Here is a 19,547-nt window from a genome sequence, read left to right as displayed (position 1 = left end):
TGCTGCCAAAGGAGTTATTATGTCAAAACGCGATTTTTATGAAGTATTAGGGGTAGATAAAACCGCTAATGAACAAGAAATCAAAATAGCCTACCGCAAACTTGCGATGAAATATCATCCAGACCGTAACCCTGATGACCCTGCCGCCGAAGAAAAATTCAAAGAAGCCTCGATGGCATACGAAGTGCTAAGTGATGACAGTAAACGCTCAGCGTATGACCGTATGGGGCATGCCGCGTTTGAGAATGGCATGGGCGGTGGCGGCTTTGGCGGTGGAAACTTCCAAGACATTTTTGGCGATATTTTTGGCGGCATGGGCGGCGGTCGTGGTGGTGGCAGCGCGGGCGGTTTCCAAGACATTTTTGGCGACATTTTTGGGGGGCGCACAGGGGGTGGGCGTAGCAGACGCGGCTCAGATTTACGCTATATGCTCGATTTGACGCTTGAAGAAGCGGTGCAAGGGACAAAAAAAGAAATTACCTTTACCGCACCTGCCCCTTGTGAAACTTGTGATGGTAAGGGCGCCAAAGACAGCAGCGATATCGTCACCTGCGCAACTTGTGGTGGTGCGGGTGTGGTACGTATGCAGCAAGGCTTTTTTGCTGTGCAACAAACCTGCCCCAACTGTGGCGGCTCAGGTAAACAAATCAAAAATCCTTGCAATGACTGTCATGGCTCGGGTGTTAAAGAAAAATCACGCACCCTTGAAGTTACCATTCCTGCCGGTATCGACAATGGCGATCGGGTACGTTTAACGGGGGAAGGTGAAGCGATTACCGGCGGTGAAAGCGGTGACTTGTATGTTGAAATCCGTGTGGCACAGCACCCTATTTTTACTCGTGAAGGCGCTGACTTATATATGGATGTGCCAATTAGCTTTGCGGATGCAGCCTTAGGTCGTGAGGTGGAAGTACCAACGCTTGAAGGACGTATCAATTTACGCATTCCCGAAGGCACCCAAAGCCATAAAGTATTCCGTATCAAAGGCAAAGGCGTTACCCCCGTGCGCACGACGATGAAAGGTGACTTGTTATGCCGTGTGGTGGTGGAGACACCGACCAATCTCAACAATGAACAAAAAGAGCTACTTCGTCAGCTGCAATCATCCATGGGTGAGCATCAACAATCACCACAGAAAAAATCTTTCTTTGATAAACTCAAAGAAGATGTCAAAGATTTGTTTGACTAGGTTTTATTGGTTTATAGTGTTTTATAGAAGTTTCACGTGAAACATCGAACCCTTGTAATGATTGCAAGGGTTTTTTTTGGCATAAGCCAGTATTGAGTTAAGCTAGGATTCAATGAGACAAGCTGTTATGATTTGAACTTAGAAATTTATGCAAGAAAATCAGGCTAGAAAATCAAATTAGAAAGTTATACTAGGTAATTGGGCGAGATAAAGGATAAGCAAATGGTAAAAATCGGGGTCATAGGCGCAGGTGGGCGCATGGGACGTATGCTGATTCAAGCGGTGGAACAAAATCCACAAACTACCCTTGCAGGGGCGATAGAGCGTCAAGGCTCAAGCTTGTTGGGCGTGGATGCGGGCGAGCTAGTTAATCTCGACAAAACTAATGTCGCTTTGGTCGATGACTTGGCAGGCGTCATTCATGATATTGATGTGCTCATAGATTTTAGCTTGCCTGAGTCGACTGCCAAAAACTTACAACTTTGTGCTGATAAAGGCGTGAATATGGTCATTGGGACAACAGGCCTAAATGATGAACAAAACGCCATCTTAAAACAAGCAAGTGAAAAAATCGCCATCGTGTATGCAGGCAACTACTCAACTGGGGTGAATTTAACCCTTAAGCTGCTTGAAATGGCTGCCAAAGCATTTGGTGACAGCGCCGATGTCGAAGTCATCGAAGCCCACCATAAACACAAAATTGATGCGCCATCGGGCACCGCTTATATGATGGCTGAAGCGGTTGCCAAAGGACGCGGTCAAAACCTAAAAGACGTGGCGATCTATGGCCGCGAAGGTCAAACTGGCGCGCGCAAAGCAGGCGAGATTGGTATCCATGCCATTCGCGGTGGCGAGATTGTCGGCGACCATACGGTGATGTTTATCGCCGATGGCGAAATAGTTGAAATCACCCATAGAGCCCGTGAGCGCATGACCTTTGCCGCAGGGGCGGTGCGTGCGGCGGTATGGGTCAATGAGCAGCAAACGGGACAGTTTGATATGCAAGATGTGCTTGGGCTGAAAGATTAGCATCAACTGCTTATGCAACAAAAAAGCCGAAACACCATCAAAGTGTTTCGGCTTTTTTATTAACGAATGCTTATTTGGTTTTGGGTTGTAGCACTTGTTTTTTAAAACCCGCTTTTTTCATTAGGGTTTCTAAGCCATTACGCACTGCTAGCGTTAAATTTTTTGATTTGGTGAGTTGTTCTGCAAATTTTTTCTTAGAGTCAGCGGTCGGTTTTGGATTGGCGATGACGATTTGAGCGGCAGCGATATCGCTATTTAGCGTTTCGATATATTGGTCACGCAAGTTTGATACGCTTGGCTCGGTCAATTTGATTGCCGCAAATTTTTGTTTTTGATAGCTTTTATAGGCAATCACCTCATTTAAAAACTGGGTCTGAATCGCGGCTTTTTGGGCATCGGTTTTGGCTTCAGCGACTTTAGGCTGGTATTTTTTTTCGATTTCAGCTTGTTTGACTTGGGTCTCAGCTTCCATCGCTTGACCAGCTTTGATTAAAGTCAATAGATTTTGCTGTAGCAGAGTAGGTGCAGTTTGGTTGGCAGCACGGGCAGGCGTGGGATTAGTAGGCGCTGCATGCGCAGCCCCGACATGTGTAACCACTGAGCCAAGCACGGCAAGGGTCAAAGCTGTTAGCATTTTAGGGTGCATAAAAACCTCTTGATTTCTTTGTAGTACGCTTGTTTTTTTAATTCAATTAAATACGATTTGCAACTTGCGGGTTAAACGACTTTGCAAATTAGTAGCTGTTATAGGTTCGCGCGTTTTTTTTAACTTTAATTAATGGCACATTAAAAAGGCACTACCATAACAGGTAACTGATTGAAAAATCAATAAAAAATATGATAAAAATTGGTGTAAAAAAGCCGCTAAGCTGCAACCAGTATTTGGCAAGTTGACTATGCTAGCGGCTGTACATCATAGCGGCGTTAGATTAGCTGGGGCTTAAACTTCTTTATACAGCTGTTTACCTTCTTCAATAAATTTTTGCTTCATCTGCTCCATACCTAGGCGGACTTCATCGGCAGACGCTTCACCCACTTGACCGACTAGCGCCGTCTCCACCTGCTTAATAGCGTGGCTGGCATCCGATAACTCACCTGTATCAGGGGTGATATCTTGCCCAAGCTGTGGTTTATTAAACTCAAGCCCTGCTGCATAATCCCGCACGTTTTGGGTGATTTTCATCGAGCAGAATTTTGGACCGCACATCGAGCAAAAATGCGCTGATTTATGCGCTTCTTTTGGCAAGGTTTCATCATGGAATTCACGTGCCGTGTCTGGGTCTAGGCTGAGATTAAACTGGTCGTCCCAGCGAAACTCAAAACGCGCTTTTGACAAGGCGTTATCTCGCGCTTGGGCACCTGGGTGTCCTTTTGCCAAATCTGCTGCATGTGCTGCGATTTTGTAAGTGATGATACCGTCTTTGACATCCTTTTTGTTCGGCAGACCTAAATGCTCTTTTGGCGTGACATAGCACAGCATGGCAGTACCATACCAACCAATCATCGCCGCACCAATGGCGGAGGTGATGTGGTCGTAGCCTGGGGCGATATCGGTCGTCAAAGGTCCAAGGGTGTAAAAAGGCGCTTCTTTACAGACTTCAAGCTGTAAGTCCATGTTTTCTTTGATACGGTTCATGGCAACGTGTCCTGGACCTTCAATCATAACTTGTACATCATGTTGCCATGCCACTTGGGTCAGCTCGCCCAAGGTTTTGAGCTCACCAAACTGCGCATCATCGTTGGCGTCTTGTAGGCAACCCGGGCGCAAACCGTCACCCAGACTAAACGCCACATCGTAGGCTTTCATAATCTCGCAAATTTCTTCAAAGTGGGTATAAAGAAAATTCTCTTTGTGATGGGCAAGACACCACTGTGCCATAATCGAGCCGCCGCGTGACACGATACCTGTCAAACGATTGGCGGTCACCGGTACGTAGCGCAGCAGTACGCCCGCGTGAATGGTAAAATAATCGACGCCTTGCTCGGCTTGTTCAATCAAGGTGTCTTTAAAGATGTCCCATGTCAAATCTTCGGCAACGCCATCCACTTTTTCTAGCGCTTGATAAATCGGTACGGTACCGATGGGCACGGGGGAGTTACGGATAATCCATTCACGGGTTTCATGGATATGCTTACCGGTTGATAAGTCCATGATGGTGTCCGCGCCCCAACGGGTAGCCCAAGTCATCTTGGCAACTTCTTCGTCAATGCTAGAGCCCAGGGCTGAATTACCGATATTGGCATTGATTTTAACCAAAAAATTACGACCAATAATCATCGGTTCTGATTCGGGGTGATTGATGTTATTGGGAATAATCGCCCGTCCCGCAGCGACTTCGGCACGCACAAATTCTGGGGTGATGAGTTTGGGGGTATTGGCACCAAAGTTGTTACCAGCGTGCTGACGCGTATCAGTCAGGTCATGCTGTTTTTGGGTTTCACGGATGGCGATGTATTCCATCTCTGGGGTGATGATGCCTTGTTTGGCGTAGTGCATTTGGGTGACGTTTTTGCCATTGATCGCCCGTCTTGGCTTGTCGATATGCCCAAAGCGCAGGTTGGCAGTGGCGATGTCATTGGCACGCTCATTGCCGTATTGGCTTGAGAGTTTAGCAAGCTGCTCGGTGTCGCCACGCGCTTCTATCCAAGCTTGACGCAGTTTTGGTAAGCCTTTGGTCAAATCAATCTCAACATTGGGGTCGGTATATACCCCTGAGGTGTCATACACATAAAACGGTGGGTTTTTTTCGCCTTCTGCCTTGCCAAAACCGCCCACCGGGGTATCGGTCAAGGTGATTTCCCGCATCGGTACTTGGATGTCGGGGCGTGAGCCTTGGATATAGACTTTGCGAGATGCCGGCAACGCGCGCGTCAAATCACGCGCTTCTTCTTCAAAGCGGTCATCGGTAGGGTCACGGTGGGCAGGGGTTTTGTGAGTAACGTTGGTAAGTTGGTTCATAGCGAGTCCATGTTATGTTATGAAGTGATGGTTTGCTGGACTCGGGCGAAGATAGGTGAGTATGACTGTTTCTGGTAAAAGACTGATTCTAGAAAAAACTGGTTCTAGTAAAAAGCTGATTCTAGAAAAACACTAGTCTAACTAACCTAATAGACGACTTCCCTACGACGGTATTAACCGTGTCAGGTTCGACGGGTATGTCTCAGCCGTTGGTATGTCATCCAACTGCACCCCGAGTCAATACCTCCATATTAACAAAAACTCACAGGTTTACCTAATAGATTTTTAGCCATTTTGTGCCGATGATTTACTGCACTAAATTACTGATTTTTTTGACAACTATCGGTATGATAGAGGCTCCTTGGTTGTTGAAAATGTTGTAATTATTGATATGGAATGCATCTGTTTGTGGAATCGTAAAGCGACTGGCGCCCGATGGCGGTTAGGGGCGATGGTAGTGTCATTGATAGGGTCGATGTCCCTCAGCCCAGCCGCGATGGCAAAAGATTTGTGGGAATTGTATAGTGCAGCCCAGCGCACCAATGGCAATTGGGCAGGGCAGCAATATGACTATTTGGCAACGCAAAAAAATGTGCAGCTAGCGTTTGGCGATATGCTGCCGCAAGTGGGACTACAAGGCAGTGTCAAACATAACCAGTTTTATCCCAAAGATGATAACATCCCTGACACGGGCAATACCGCGAGCCAAGTCGGTATCGGACTGCGCCAAGCCTTGTTTCGTGCTGATAAATGGGCGAACTATGAAAAAGCCGTGCTCGCCAGTCAAGCCAATGACATCCAGCTATTACAGCAGCACCAACAACTAATCGAGCAAATCAGCAAAGCCTATCTCAATGTATTGCGCGCCGAAGCGATGACAGATAGCCTCAATGCCGAGTTCACCGCACTCAAAGCACAAAATGACATGATGCAAGCGAGACTCGCGCAAGGGGTAGCGGCGCGGGTAGATACCGAAGAAAGCCGTGCAAGGCTTGAAAGCGTCAGCGCCTCTATCGCCAACAATGACGTGGCAATCGTGAATGCCAAACAGCAGTTATCACTGCTCACCGGTCAACCAATCAATCAGCTAGACAGTATCAAGTTACCGCCTGATTTAAATCTTGTGGCAAGTCAAAGTATCGGAAACTGGATGCAGCAGTCACAAAATAATAATCTCGATATTCAGCTAGCACAAACCCAAGTGGCGATTGCCAACAAACAAGTCGATTATCTCAAAGCCAATATCTACCCCCGTGTCGATTTGGTAGGCAATGTGGGGTGGCAAGACTATACCCATAATAATGTTAGCGCTATTGATGGCACCAATTATAGCTTTGGGGTGGAAGTGGATTTTCCGTTTTATACCGGTGGGCGGACACGCGCAGGCGTTGAGCAAGGCACTCTGCAAGCGCAAGCGGCAAAAAGTCGCCTCGCCTATGTGTACCAAGCTGCGATGACTCAGACCAGCCAAGCGTATTTAAATTTGGTCGCACAGCGTGCCACGATTAAAGCCCAGCAAATTGCCGTGGATGCCAATCGGCGCGTCGCCCAAGCGTCAAAAACAGGCTATGATTTGGGGGTGCGCTCGATGGTAGATACCCTACTGGCAGAGCGCCAATATCATGCTGCCAAACGCGATTTGATTAATGCATATTTTGATTATCTAAATGCCTACATTGACCTACAAAAAGCTGCGGGCAATCTGACCGATAACACAGTCAAAGTGCTAGATAATCAGCTGATGTAATGTTTTTTTTTGGCAAAATTTTAAGCTAAAAAACCCCGCCTATCGGCAGGGTTAATTTGCGTAGTAAGGTGACGCAAATGACTATTTAACTTTCGTCCATTCTTTACGAACCGCAGCTTTGGTGTCGGCAGGTAGCGGAACGTAGTCAAGAGCGGTTGCTTGTGCATTGCCGTTAGTAAATGCCCAGTCAAAGAATTTAAGCGCTTCTTTGGCTTTTGCACCACCCGTACGGGGTACGAGGATGAACGTCGCTGCAGAGATTGGCCATGCGTTGGCTGCTGGCATGTTAGTGATGGTCACCGCAAAACCAGGGTATTGTGCCCAGTTAATGTTTGATGCTGCGGCAAACGTTGAATCGTCTGGTAGTACAAATTTACCGGCGCGGTTTTGAAGTTGGGTATAAGCTAAACGGTTTTGTTTTGCGTAAGCATACTCAACATAACCGATGGAGTTTGCAACACGTTGTACGTTGCTTGATACGCCTTCGTTACCTTTACCGCCTACGCTTGCTGCAGCATTAGGCCATTTAACGGTTTTGTCCGCGCCTACTTTTGATTTCCAATCGCTTGATACTTGGCTTAGGTAGTTGGTAAATACGAAAGTGGTACCTGAACCGTCTGAGCGATTAACAGTTGTAATCTTAGCGGCAGGTAGGGCAACGCCTGGGTTTAATGCTTGGATACGTGCATCGTTCCAAGTAGTGATTTTGCCCATATAGATGTCAGCAAGGACGGTGCCCGATAGTTTTAATTGACCGGGTTTGACGCCAGCGATGTTGACCACAGGTACGATACCGCCAATGACTGCGGGGAATTGGATTAAGCCGCTGGCATTTAGCTCTGCTGGGCTCATGGGCGCATCAGTGGCACCAAAATCAACCGTTTTTGCTTGGATTTGTTTGATACCGCCTGAAGAGCCGATACCTTGGTAGTTTACTTGATTACCCGTTGCTTTTTGGTAGTCGCTTGCCCATTTTGAGTAAACAGGTTGTGGGAAGGTTGCACCCGCACCTGTGATGTTGACAGCATTGGCTTGTACGCCTACAGCAGCGAATGCCACACTGACGATTAAATGTGATAGTTTCATAATGATTCCTTGATGGACAAATGAGATGATTGTCAGGGAAGATGGTAACTTAGCTTGGGAGTCGCCAACCAATATGTCGCGTTTTAAATCACCCAAAGCTGAAAAATTGTTGCCATGTTAATGTAACAAAATGTCAAACCTGTTACGGTTATGTTAAAGTTTGATGACATTGAAATGTTTGTTAGGTTTTTTGCTCGGTTTATATGATGCAATATCAGCGAATAGGCGCGCTATTTTTCATCATTTTGTCGTAATTTTTAGTTATAGTTAGCTTTTCTTTAACGTCTTTTTTAATCACAATTTTGCACAGTCCATGAGTCACAATCCATGAGTTAGGAAGGGAAATATGAATTTAATTGGTGAGCATTTATCAAAAAGTTATGACCAAGATTTACAAAACTTGGTCAATTTATTTTTAAAAATGGGTGGCATGGCAGAAGCCAATCTCACCAAAGCAATTGAATCTTTGGTAAAAAGTGATGTGGCGCTTGCCGAAGATGTCATTGATGGTGACAAAGAAATCAACTTTACTGAGCAGCAGCTTGATGATTCGGTGGTCAAAGTATTGGCACGTCGTCAACCTGCTGCTACCGACTTACGCCTAATCATGGCAGTGAGCAAATGCAGTGCTGACATTGAGCGTATTGGTGATGAAGCCAAAAAAATCGCCAAGATGGCGCGCCGTGCCACCCGTGAAGGTCAATCACCGATTGGGTATCATGAAGCGCATCAAATGGGTAATTTTGTGCAGATGATGCTAAAAAATGCGCTAGAAGCTTTTGCCAAGTTTGATGCAACAGGTGCTTACCGAGTAATAGAGCAAGATAGTGAAATTGATGCGATGTACAAATCTGCGTCACGCGCGATGATGACCTACATCATGGAAGATGGTCGCTATGTAGCAAAAGTCATTGATATTTTATGGGTGCTACGTTCGATAGAGCGTATTGGTGCGCATGCGCGTAATATCGCTGAGCAATTGATTTTTTGTATCACCGGTGAAGATGTGCGTTATCAAAAACTGGGTGCCAACAAAGACAGTGCATTTAACCCCGCAGCTAGCCATGAAATCGCCGATGCCTCACTAGATTATCAACCGAGCAATGGCGAAAACTAACGTTTTTTAGTCAAACTTGCTCTTAGCCGGAATTGGTTGTCAGGGTTAGGTTATTTTAATGGACGGTTGCATGGTATTTTTAGGTGATTCTGCTACACTGTAGCCTATCAATTTTTGGTGAAAAAACGATAGGAAACACCATGTCTAGCGAATCACTTAACACCCCAATCCCCACACCCACTGGGGAAAATATCACCCAAAAATCATTACTTATTTTTGACTTGGACGGTACCTTGATTGATAGCGTGCCAGATTTGGCAGACGCCGTCAATGCGATGCTAACCACGCTTGGCAAAGCCAACTTTAGCGAAGATGTCATTCGCAACTGGGTCGGAAATGGCGGCAAAGTACTGGTGCAACGTGCCTTATCAGGCTCACAAACCATTGACCCCAATCTCACTGAAGACGATACCAATCAGGCGCTTGCTTTATTCTTTGACTACTACCATCAAAACACCTGTGTCAAAACCCAGCCCTATGCAGGGGTGAGCGAAGGGTTGCGTCAGCTCAAAGAGCAAGGCTATACCCTCGCTATTGCCACCAATAAACCCATTGATTTTGTTCCTGCGATTGTCGAAAAATTGGGTTGGCAAGCCCTTTTTGCTTATATTTTGGGTGGCGATAGCTTGCCTGCCAAAAAACCTGACCCGATGCCGCTACTGCACGTCTGTGACCGATTAGGCTTTAGCATCGCTCAAAGCTATATGATTGGTGATTCCAAAAACGATATTTTGGCAGGGCAAAATGCGGGCATGGATACGCTTGGGTTATCGTATGGCTATAACTATGGGCAGGATATTCGTGACTATCATCCGACCCATACCTTTGATGACTTTGCCACGCTGACTGAGTTTTTGAGTCATGCACGAGTTTAACTATCATCTTAACTTTGACACGCTGAATTTTCGCGAGCATCCAGCGTTGTATCGGGTGGGGCGCGGCGAGCAGGGCGTATTACTGGTAGAGCCATATAAATCCGAGATTTTGCCGCATTGGCGATTTGCTACGCCGGAACTTGCGCGTGAGAGCAGTGATACCATCTATGCGATGTTTTTGGATTACCTTGCCCAAGGGGATTTTGTCGGTGCTGATATGGCGCGTAAATTTATCCAAATGGGTTATACGCGCTCGCGTCGTTATGCCAATCACAAAGGGGGCAAAAAATATGACGGCGCTGTCCCTGACGCTAAAAAAGGACAAAGTGGCGCGCATGGGCGTGAGCAATTGCCACAGCAACCACAGCAGCTTGAATCCGCACAAATCAAAGCCCAATCCGCGCAAATTTTTAAGCAAAAATGGGATGAATGCCGCGCTAATGCGGACTACAAAGCGCTAAAAAAACAGTTTGAAGCCAAATACGTCAACGACACCCAATACGATAACCTGCCGCCCACGTTTTTTCGCGAGCATCCGTTTTTATAGCCTTGCTATATCTTGCGCTATGATGAGTTAGCACGAAAATTAGGCATTCGTTAATTGACTACGATAACTTAATGCCTCAGTTAAATGCGCGGTTTGGATTGCTTCACTACCTGCCAAGTCCGCAATCGTGCGGGCGACGCGAAGGACGCGATGATAGCCGCGCGCGGACAGATTCAACCGACTTTGTGCCATTGCCAAAATACGACTTTCTGCATCGCCAAGCGGCGCAAATTGGTCAAGTTCACTGGGGGAGAGTTCATTATTGGCTTTGCCCTGTCTGGCTTGCTGACGCTGATAGGCTTGTATCACCCGCTCACGCACTACCGCAGAAGACTCACCCCTCTGTGCTGACTGCAAATCACTGGCAGGCAGGGCAGGCACGGTAATATGCAAATCAATACGGTCCAGCAAAGGTCCTGATAGCTTTTCTTGGTAGCGTTTGATTTGCTCGGGTCGGCACTGGCAGCGACCTGATTTATCCCCATAGTAGCCACAGGGGCAGGGATTCATCGCTGCTACCAGCTGAAAATTGGCGGGAAAGCGTACTTGAGAGTTGGCACGGCTGATGACAATTTCTTTGTTCTCGATGGGCTGTCTGAGTACCTCAAGCACCTTGCGATCAAACTCTGGAATCTCATCCAAAAATAACACCCCCCGATTGGCGAGCGTGATTTCACCGGGTTTGGGCGACGAGCCGCCGCCCACGAGCGCCACCGCTGAGGTAGTATGATGGACTTGGCGAAAAGGGCGTGTGCCATAGTCATAATCACTGTTGGCAATCGAGTAAATACTAGCAACTTCGAGCGCTTCATGGTCGTTGAGCGGTGGCAAAATGGTGGGTAGGCGAGATGCCATCAAGGTTTTGCCTGTCCCAGGTGAGCCACAAAATAGTAGCGAATGCCCGCCTGCTGCCGCAATCTCTAGCGCACGTCTAGCTTGGTGTTGTCCTTTGACATCGGCTAAATCTAGCTGATAATTGGCTGATTGGTAAGATGCCTTATGCTCGGCTTGGCTGAGTTGTTGCTCGTTCATCAAGTGTTGGCACACAGCTTTGAGGGTATCGGCTTGCAACACCTTCACGCCATCGACTTTCACCGCTTCATCGGCATTGTCTTTGGGAACAATCAAGGTGCGCTGCTCCGCCTTGAGCGCGCGTGATACTGCCAACGCCCCAGCAATGGCTCGTAAATCGCCATTGAGCGCCAATTCGCCAATAAACTCGTACTGCGCAAGCACGGTTTCATCAATTTGACCACTCGCTGCCAAGATACCTATGGCAATGGGCAAATCAAGCCGTGCGCCATCTTTGGGTAAATCCGCGGGCGCAAGGTTGATAGTTAATCTGCGATTGGGAAATTGAAAACCCGAGTTGATAATGGCAGAGCGCACACGGTCTTTACTCTCGCGTACCGCTGCTTCAGGTAAGCCGACCATGGTGACTGCAGGCAATCCTTGCGATAAATGTACTTCAACCATCACGCTTGGCGCGTTTAAACCTACCACCGAGCGCGTATATACTTGAGCAAACGACATTTTTAAAATCCTTTTCCAACAACTTGGCGGCTACCTTGATACACGGCAGGCCGTTTTTTTATGGCAGCAACTAGACAATTTTTGATAAAAAACGGCTAAATCATAGCATAATTCATCTGCTTTCTCATCATCTGCTATCTAGGATGACTATGGTATAATCACAACCAATATTCCGAGAATTTTATGCTACACGCTATACGAGACTATTATGACAGACCAAACTCGCCCTTTATCTGACAGCGAACTGCCCACCTTTGATCGTCCTGTCGAAATCATCGAAAATCCGTATGCCAATGCCAATCGTAGCTACACGACCCAAACCCATTTGTTTAATGAAGCTATCATTAATAAATACAACCGCTCAGGTCCACGTTATACCTCGTACCCAACCGCGCTAGAATTTGCCCCCATTGCTGACGGCATGGAAGCCCGCGTTTTGGCAGAAAAAGACCCACGGGTGCCAGTGTCCTTATATTTTCATATCCCGTTTTGCCGCCACCTGTGCTATTACTGCGGCTGCAATAAAATCATCACTAAGAAAAACAGTGATTCAGGTGACTATTTAGCATATCTTTTTGCCGAAATTCGGCATAAACGCAGCTTGATGCAAGGGGACCCTATTGTCGAACAAGTGCATTTTGGCGGCGGCACACCCACCTTTTTGACCGATGATGAGCTGGTCAAATTGTGGAACTTTTTGCAAACCCAATTTACTTTTAGCGATAAACCTACCGCTGATTATTCGATTGAAATTGATCCGCGAGAATTGCGCCCGACCACGCTTGAGATATTGCGTGGACTTGGGTTTAATCGGGTGAGTTTTGGTGTGCAGGATTTGCAAGAAAAAGTACAAATTGCCGTCAATCGCGTGCAGTCAGAAGAAATGATTCAAGGGGTGATGACGGAAGCTCGCCGCCTTGGGTTTCATTCTATCAATATTGACTTGATTTATGGGTTGCCGCACCAAACGGTGGATAGCATGCGCAATACGGTTGAGCGCATCATCACTATCTCGCCAGACCGTCTGTCTGTTTTTAACTATGCGCATTTGCCAGAGCGATTTAAAGGTCAGCGTCAGATTAATGAAGCGGATTTGCCAAGCCCTGCCGACAAATTGACCATGCTCGGTAATACCATCCACGCACTGACTGACGCAGGCTATCAATATATCGGCATTGACCACTTTGCCAAGCCTGATGATGAGCTGGCGATTGCGCAACGTGAGGGCAAATTACACCGCAATTTTCAAGGGTATACCACGCATGGCAATTGTGATTTACTCGGATTTGGGGTGTCGTCAATTAGCCAGATTGGTCTTCATATTTTGCAAAATCCAACGGATTTGAATGATTACCAAAATTTCATCAATGCGGGAAAATTGCCTGCGGTGAAGGTGATTTCTGCGCGCTTGCCTGACTTGCTGCGCCGTTATGTGATTATGAATTTGCTATGCCATGATTATATTGATTTTAAAGATGTGAATGCGCGCTTTAGTATTGACCCGATGACCTATTTTATTGATGAAATCCGCCAACTGGGCGAGATGCAAGCGGATAAACTCGTTGATATGGATGCTAAAGGCATTCGGGTGCTACCAAAAGGGCGGCTTTTGGGACGTAATGTGGCGATGGTGTTTGATACTTATTTGGCGAGTAAAGAAGGCAATCGTTTTAGTAAGGTGATTTGATTTCAAAGGAAATGGTTATGAAAAAATTTTTATTCGTTGCCTTATTATTGCTCAGTAATGTTGCGACGGCTGAAAATATTCCAAAAGCCTTTCAAGGAAAGTGGGTTGGCACTTGGCAAAGCCACATCAAGTCCAATGAAGTTAAAGCCTATTGTCAATTAAATGACTTTGACCACGTTTTAACGTTATCAATCAATAAAAATACCATGCAAATGAATTACTGGGAAGCAAGCGAAACAGTCAGTAATTTTAAATTTAGCCAAGTGAAACCTAACTATTTTTTAGGTACAGCAAAATTTGTACAGAGTGGATTTCTAACCGATGACGACGGTAACTTAATCGATAAAGATATTGTACTCAACCGTAAAGTTGAATTTATGCTAAAAAAGGGTGAGTTGATTGAGCTATACCGAGATGACCAAAACAATACAGGCAAATCCATTTGGTATAAACGCTATTGGAAAAAATGTAATTAGTGTTAATTTTAGGAAATGAAATGACCCATAAAATCCCCACCGACTTACTCAAAAAATCTGCCCACTGGCGCGAAGACATCCAGTTCAGCCAAGATGTGCTTGGCAAGCCGTTTCACTTTACCAGCACTTGGGGTATTTTCTCCCCCGAAAAACTCGACGAGGGTAGCCTTATGCTGCTTGACTATGTCGAGTTCAAAGACGATGACCACTCAATCGACCTAGGCTGTGGCTATGGCGTACTGGGTATGACGGCCGCCCGTGAATGCCCAAACGGACAGCACCTGCTCATCGACAAAGACTTTGTGGCGGTAGAATATGCCAAACTTAACTGCCAAAAAAACCATTTAAATAATGCCCAAGTTCAGCTATCGAATGGCTTTCGTGATGTTGAAAAAGACAAAAAATTTAGCCTAGTGATGAGTAACTTACCTGCCAAAGCCAGTAAAGAGCAGCATTATCTGTATTTGCTCGATGCCTACAATGCGATGGAAAGTGGCGCACGGTTCTATGTGGTGACCATCAATGGCTTGCGGGACTTTATGAAACGCTCATTTACCGAAGTGTTTGGTAATTCGGATAAAATCAAGCAAGGCAAAACCTATACCATCACCATGGCGGTCAAAGACTAACGCCCTTCAGCTAAATTCTCACCGTTTGGGTTCTTGATTTACTATAGGCTCGTAACCGGATGTAGAGGGTCTTGGTGACGGTGGCGACCACCGCATTTTGGTCGTCAACCACCTGTACCTCATAGTTGCGGAACACCGCTTTACCATCCTTTGCTAAGGCTTTTATGGTATCGATTTCGGTGTCATCCAGGTGAAAATCAGCAAACACATCGCTTTTGCCCGCTTTAACAAAATCAATGCTCGCCGACTTATCCCATACCACGTACGCATTGCCCAACGCTTGCATCAACAAAATCATCAAAAATGGGTCAGTCATCGAATACAAACTGCCCCCAAACTGGGTGCCGACGATGTTTTGATTGAGTTTGTTTAAGGGTAAACGCACCCGAATATGATGGTTGGTAAAATCAAGGCTTTCAACACGGATACCCGCCCCAAAATATGGCGGATAAAAGTTAAAAAACTGCTTTAACAACTTGGGGTTATGAAACGGATTAAGATAGTCTTTGGCCTGAGATTGAAAGGTTTGGCTTAGCTTAGATAGCTTAGATAGTTTGGATAACATGGCAGACTCGTTTTTAACATGAAAAAAGATATGGTACAACACGCCATTGGCAAAGCAACAATGCTATTGTATGATGGATACCACTGATAGCAAAGCGTGACAAAATAATGGCAAAAGGTAAAGCAAAAAATAACGAAGATGCAGCATTCTGGGAGGCGATTTTGGCTGAAAAAGCGCCATCGCCACCGTGTGAATTGTGTGGACGTGATGAAGTTGAATTAACCCAGCATCATCTGATTCCCAAATCCCGCCACGACAAAGCCCGTACCAAACGCGAATTTAGCCGTGATGAAATGAAAAACGACATCGCCATGCTGTGTCCTGCTTGTCATGCGCAGGTGCATGAAGTGTTTAGCAACCAAGAATTATCCAGCTACTATCATACGGTTGAGCGGCTTGCCGAGCATAGCGAGATGCAAAAATTTATCAATTGGGTAAAAAAGCGTCCCGTTGGTCAGACCATTCGAGTAAAAAGCAACCATACGCTACGCTAATTGTCACCCAATCAACTTTCAATCATGATTAATTACTCGTAATCAATCATCAAAATGAAAAGGACATCGAGGTTGTTGAATGGGTTCGGCATTATGCGTACTTCTAAAATCGGCTGAATTTGCATAAGCTGATTTGCGCGCACGCATGATAGCACCGACAGGACGATGTGCGGCAATACCATGCCAAGGCGAAAATGACATATGATCGTCAACCCGTTGTGAACGCGCTTCATCCCAAGCAACTTGGGGTTGAACTTGCAAAGTTGCCACAGTAACAAAGGGGCTTAATGATTCATCCCACTCAACAGTTGGATCTTCCACTGGCATTTTTTCAATATCAACACATAACTGCACTTGAAAATGCCACATACCCCCATGAGTCTGGAAAAAATCAATATTATCATCGCGTAACCCATTAGGTTTGCCTTCCAAGTCAACTTTTTGGTTTTTCTTTGCAAGCAGATCACTGCTCACAGGAATAAGACGATATTTGGCGATGTAAGGGCCGTATAAAGTTGGCACTTGGCTAAAGAAATTTTCGCCAATGACACTGGTAGGTGGTTGTCCACCCAACCCTGCAAGTGCAACACTTTGCACGCCTACCTTTTCTAACCCCTCTTCAACAGTTTGCAGTACAGTTGATAAAGCAATCTTTAAGCCTTCTGCTTTGTCAGTCGTTGCTGCAGTGGGGATAAGTCCTCTTAAAAAATGACGTAACGTAGGGGACTTAAATACAGGGCCATTGACCATGATAAAGTCTTGAACTTGTCCTTGACTGTCAGGTAGACGCTCGCCTTCAACATCAAATATCTTGATCGCACAACCACGTGGCGTAGATACTTTATCATCTAAAATATCACCAGGATTGGTTGAAAAACGCATGATAGCGCAGTACTGCTGGGGCGTCTGAAAAATACCTTGAGCCAAGTGTGGGGGTAAGTGATCATGGACAGTAAATGTACCCGTTAAGATGGAATGACTTTTTGCATGAACACTGCGCACTGGAAATCCGTAATCCTTATAAGTGGTCTTTAAAATATAATCCATCGCTTTATTGATAGCATTAATGGTTTGTTGCTCATCAGGGCTGATTTGTTCCATATCTGGGGTAAAAACTACAGGACTTGGCATAATTGGCTCACTTTGATAGTAGGTTTTAAAAGAGTAAGGTTTTGTGACAATCAGTTTTTTAAGGCTATAAGTACGACGGGTGGCTATTGACTTTTTAGCGATTTTAATACTTTTTTCAAAACTAAGCTTATACGTTTCTAACGCTAGCAAGTGTATTTTTTTTAACACGGTTTTGTAGTTTTTTGATAATTTATACACCTATATTTTTAACTTGTATGGTGTTTTGACAGTCACAAATTGTGATAACACCCTGTATTTTGCCTGATGCACTGTGGTCGTTATTTTTTAATTTGTAATCAACTCACTGGGTATGAGATTGATTAATTTGCGATTAAATGGGTTGAAAAGTGTGCAGTTAAACTTAATATATGATCTATATTGAACAAGGTTGTTTGTGGTGAGACTGTTAACCATGGCGATAGTGACTCGTAGCTATCACTTAGGGTAAATGGTGCTCATTACCATGTCGGGTTCATTGTATGAGCAATTGACCCAAATTGTGTATATGTACCCGTAAGTTGTAGTAGCGATAGCAAACCATGACTTAAGCATTGAAAAAAATTTGAAATAGTAATACGTAAATGCCCAAAAATAAAACGCCCAGTATCGACTCAGCCACCATTGAAATTGCTGCAGCGACTGCCGACCGCAAAGCACGCTTAGATCATTTAATTAAACGTTTACCCAATTTGCCAGGCGTGTATAAAATGCTGGGCAAAAATGGCGACATTATCTATGTGGGCAAAGCCAAATCGCTCAAAAGTCGCGTTAATAGCTACTTTGCCAAAACCATCGACCACCCCAAAACGCGGGCGCTAGTGCAACGTATCGACAATATCGAAACCATCATAACCCGCTCAGAGACCGAAGCGTTGCTGCTTGAGCAAAACCTTATCAAGCTCCATCGCCCACCTTACAACGTGCTACTGCGTGATGATAAATCTTATCTATACGTGTTTATCTCAGCCGATAAACCTTATCCAAGGCTCGCTTATGGGCGCGGTAAAGGGCAGCACCAAAAAGGCAGATTTTTTGGACCTTTTCCTTCGGCGCATGCCGCCAAACAGACCTTGCTAATGATGCAAAAAATGTTTATGGTGCGCCAATGTACCAATGCATTTTTCGCCCAGCGTCAACGCCCTTGCCTAGAGTACCAAATCAAACGCTGTAAAGCGCCGTGTGTCGGGCTGGTATCGCCCGAAGAGTATGCCGATGACGTCAATAACACCATTCGATTTTTAAAAGGTGAAGGCACGGATTTGCAAGTCAAATTGGTGGGTAAAATGGAGCAAGCGGCTGAAGATATGAACTTTGAGCAAGCCGCCTTGTATCGCGACCAACTCTCGATGCTACGCGAAGTACAAGCTAAGCAAGCAGTGTATACGGTCAAAGGTGAAGCCGATATCATCGCCATCGCCAGTCAAGCGGGTATTACCTGTGTGCATGTCATGAATGTGCGTAATGGGCAGGTTTTGGGTGGTAACAATTATTTTCCTGATGTGGATAGCGAAAATGACATAGCGGATAACTTGTCTGAGTTTGTCAGCTCGTTTTATTTTCAAGTCAGTGATGATTTACCCGAAGAGCTGATTATAAGTCATGAGTTGCCCGACCAAACCGCGATGACAGAAGCCTTAACTGAAACCTTTGGCAAAAAGGTGACGCTAAAAACCAAAGTCCGTGAACAGCGGAGCGAATGGCTCACCCTTGCCCAAATGAATGCCAACAACGCCCTGCAAACCAAATTGGGCGATTATTTGGAAGTTAAATCTCGCTTTAACGCGCTCAATGAGGTATTAAAAGAGGCGCTACAAGGCAAATCGCTCGACCGTATCGAATGTTTTGATATCTCGCATACCATGGGTGAAGCCACCATCGCTAGCTGTGTGGTCGCTGACCAAGGCGGGCTGCGCAAACGCGACTATCGCCAATATGCCATTCATGGCATCACGGGCGGTGACGACTATGCTGCCATGAAGCAAGTATTAAACCGCCGCTATAGCAAACAGCCGCTGCCAGATTTATTGCTGATTGATGGTGGTAAAGGGCAGCTTAATATGGCAAAAGACGTACTGAGCGAGCTGGGGATTTTAACCCAAACCTTGCTCGTCGGGGTGGCAAAAGGCGAAGGTCGCAAGGCTGGGCTTGAGGTACTGCATTTTATTGACCGTGAGCCGCTCGATTTGCCGGCTGATAGCAAGGCACTGCATTTGATTATGCATATTCGCGATGAAGCACACCGCTTTGCCATTACCGCCCACCGCAAAAAACGCGATAAACGCCGCTCAAGCTCAGTGCTAGAAGCCATCCCTGGGTTGGGGGAAAAACGCCGCCGAGAGTTACTCAATCACTTCGGCGGCTTGCAGCAGCTGCTTGGCGCGTCACAAGATGAAATTGGGCAAGTAAATGGCATTGGTAAGGTGATGGCCAATACCATTTATAAAGTGTTGCATGGCTAATATTAAATTTTTAGCCGTTTTGGA

The 19,547-nt window shown here is 45.8% G+C and carries 17 protein-coding genes and 1 riboswitch; of the genes, 11 read left to right on the top strand and 6 right to left on the bottom strand.

What is annotated here, in order from left to right; genetic code table 11:
* Nucleotides 1-19: 19 nt before the first annotated feature.
* Both dnaJ and dapB read left to right on the top strand, forming a co-directional pair.
* Nucleotides 20-1,189, top strand: a complete 1,170-nt coding sequence (dnaJ, locus tag RT422_RS09655; RefSeq protein WP_313422082.1) for a molecular chaperone DnaJ — start codon at nucleotides 20-22, stop codon at nucleotides 1,187-1,189.
* Between the two features lie 222 nt (nucleotides 1,190-1,411).
* A complete protein-coding gene (gene dapB / locus RT422_RS09650) occupies nucleotides 1,412-2,218 on the top strand; it encodes a 4-hydroxy-tetrahydrodipicolinate reductase (RefSeq protein WP_313422081.1) in 807 nt (268 codons plus the stop codon).
* 70 nt (nucleotides 2,219-2,288) lie between these two features.
* Here dapB and RT422_RS09645 read toward each other — a convergent pair whose 3' ends face one another.
* Both RT422_RS09645 and thiC read right to left on the bottom strand, forming a co-directional pair.
* A complete protein-coding gene (locus RT422_RS09645; protein ID WP_282842206.1) occupies nucleotides 2,289-2,852 on the bottom strand; it encodes a hypothetical protein in 564 nt (187 codons plus the stop codon).
* Nucleotides 2,853-3,158: 306 nt separating this feature from the next.
* Nucleotides 3,159-5,177, bottom strand: a complete 2,019-nt coding sequence (thiC, locus tag RT422_RS09640) for a phosphomethylpyrimidine synthase ThiC (RefSeq protein WP_313422080.1) — start codon at nucleotides 5,175-5,177, stop codon at nucleotides 3,159-3,161.
* 142 nt (nucleotides 5,178-5,319) lie between these two features.
* Nucleotides 5,320-5,422, bottom strand: a riboswitch (TPP riboswitch).
* Nucleotides 5,423-5,583: 161 nt separating this feature from the next.
* Here thiC and RT422_RS09635 point away from each other — a divergent pair.
* Nucleotides 5,584-6,924, top strand: coding sequence for a TolC family protein (locus tag RT422_RS09635; RefSeq protein ID WP_313422079.1), 1,341 nt, complete (start codon nucleotides 5,584-5,586; stop codon nucleotides 6,922-6,924).
* An 81-nt stretch (nucleotides 6,925-7,005) separates the two neighbouring features.
* Here the strand turns inward: RT422_RS09635 and pstS are convergent, their stop codons facing one another.
* Complete coding sequence (gene pstS, locus RT422_RS09630) at nucleotides 7,006-8,010, bottom strand: phosphate ABC transporter substrate-binding protein PstS (RefSeq protein WP_313422078.1); 1,005 nt, start codon at nucleotides 8,008-8,010, stop codon at nucleotides 7,006-7,008.
* 346 nt (nucleotides 8,011-8,356) lie between these two features.
* Between pstS and phoU the strand changes: the two genes are divergently transcribed.
* The 3 genes from phoU (at nucleotide 8,357) to RT422_RS09615 (ending at nucleotide 10,549) form a co-directional block, all read left to right on the top strand.
* Nucleotides 8,357-9,127: a phosphate signaling complex protein PhoU gene (phoU, locus tag RT422_RS09625; protein ID WP_060995892.1), complete on the top strand. Its 771-nt coding sequence runs from the start codon at nucleotides 8,357-8,359 to the stop codon at nucleotides 9,125-9,127.
* Between the two features lie 140 nt (nucleotides 9,128-9,267).
* The gene (locus tag RT422_RS09620) at nucleotides 9,268-10,002 is read left to right on the top strand and encodes a phosphoglycolate phosphatase (RefSeq protein WP_313422077.1); all 735 of its coding nucleotides are present in this window, start codon (nucleotides 9,268-9,270) and stop codon (nucleotides 10,000-10,002) included.
* Entirely contained in the window at nucleotides 9,989-10,549 is a 561-nt protein-coding gene (locus RT422_RS09615; RefSeq protein WP_060995890.1) for a DUF4385 domain-containing protein, read from the top strand. Before RT422_RS09620 ends, RT422_RS09615 begins: the two co-directional genes overlap by 14 nt.
* Before the next feature lie 39 nt (nucleotides 10,550-10,588).
* Here RT422_RS09615 and RT422_RS09610 read toward each other — a convergent pair whose 3' ends face one another.
* Entirely contained in the window at nucleotides 10,589-12,082 is a 1,494-nt protein-coding gene (locus RT422_RS09610) for a YifB family Mg chelatase-like AAA ATPase (RefSeq protein ID WP_309593130.1), read from the bottom strand.
* 208 nt (nucleotides 12,083-12,290) lie between these two features.
* Between RT422_RS09610 and hemN the strand changes: the two genes are divergently transcribed.
* Genes hemN through RT422_RS09595 form a run of 3 tightly spaced genes read left to right on the top strand, consistent with a single transcriptional unit; the run spans nucleotide 12,291 to nucleotide 14,874 of the window.
* The gene (gene hemN, locus RT422_RS09605) at nucleotides 12,291-13,769 is read left to right on the top strand and encodes an oxygen-independent coproporphyrinogen III oxidase (RefSeq protein ID WP_313422076.1); all 1,479 of its coding nucleotides are present in this window, start codon (nucleotides 12,291-12,293) and stop codon (nucleotides 13,767-13,769) included.
* A gap of 17 nt (nucleotides 13,770-13,786) precedes the next feature.
* Nucleotides 13,787-14,245: a hypothetical protein gene (locus RT422_RS09600; RefSeq protein ID WP_313422075.1), complete on the top strand. Its 459-nt coding sequence runs from the start codon at nucleotides 13,787-13,789 to the stop codon at nucleotides 14,243-14,245.
* A 20-nt stretch (nucleotides 14,246-14,265) separates the two neighbouring features.
* Nucleotides 14,266-14,874, top strand: coding sequence for a class I SAM-dependent methyltransferase (locus RT422_RS09595; RefSeq protein ID WP_313422074.1), 609 nt, complete (start codon nucleotides 14,266-14,268; stop codon nucleotides 14,872-14,874).
* 10 nt (nucleotides 14,875-14,884) lie between these two features.
* Here RT422_RS09595 and RT422_RS09590 read toward each other — a convergent pair whose 3' ends face one another.
* Nucleotides 14,885-15,439, bottom strand: coding sequence for a DUF4442 domain-containing protein (locus tag RT422_RS09590; protein WP_313422073.1), 555 nt, complete (start codon nucleotides 15,437-15,439; stop codon nucleotides 14,885-14,887).
* A gap of 107 nt (nucleotides 15,440-15,546) precedes the next feature.
* Between RT422_RS09590 and RT422_RS09585 the strand changes: the two genes are divergently transcribed.
* Nucleotides 15,547-15,933 (top strand): HNH endonuclease, encoded by a 387-nt coding sequence (locus tag RT422_RS09585; protein ID WP_313422072.1) that lies wholly within the window; start codon nucleotides 15,547-15,549, stop codon nucleotides 15,931-15,933.
* Nucleotides 15,934-15,975: 42 nt separating this feature from the next.
* Here the strand turns inward: RT422_RS09585 and RT422_RS09580 are convergent, their stop codons facing one another.
* Nucleotides 15,976-17,064 carry a catalase family protein gene (locus RT422_RS09580; RefSeq protein WP_050325333.1) on the bottom strand — a complete coding sequence of 363 codons (1,089 nt, stop codon included), beginning with the start codon at nucleotides 17,062-17,064 and terminating at the stop codon, nucleotides 15,976-15,978.
* Nucleotides 17,065-17,645: 581 nt separating this feature from the next.
* On the opposite strand from RT422_RS09580, the gene uvrC reads away from it, so the two are divergent.
* On the top strand, nucleotides 17,646-19,523 hold the full coding sequence (gene uvrC, locus RT422_RS09575; RefSeq protein WP_313422071.1) for an excinuclease ABC subunit UvrC: 1,878 nt from the start codon (nucleotides 17,646-17,648) through the stop codon (nucleotides 19,521-19,523).
* Nucleotides 19,524-19,547 lie beyond the last annotated feature (24 nt).

This window comes from Moraxella sp. CTOTU49803 (assembly GCF_032097965.1).
Taxonomy (GTDB): Bacteria; Pseudomonadota; Gammaproteobacteria; order Pseudomonadales; family Moraxellaceae; genus Faucicola; species Faucicola tetraodonis.
Note: the sequence above shows the minus strand (reverse complement) of the source record. Positions and strands in the feature narration are given on the sequence as shown.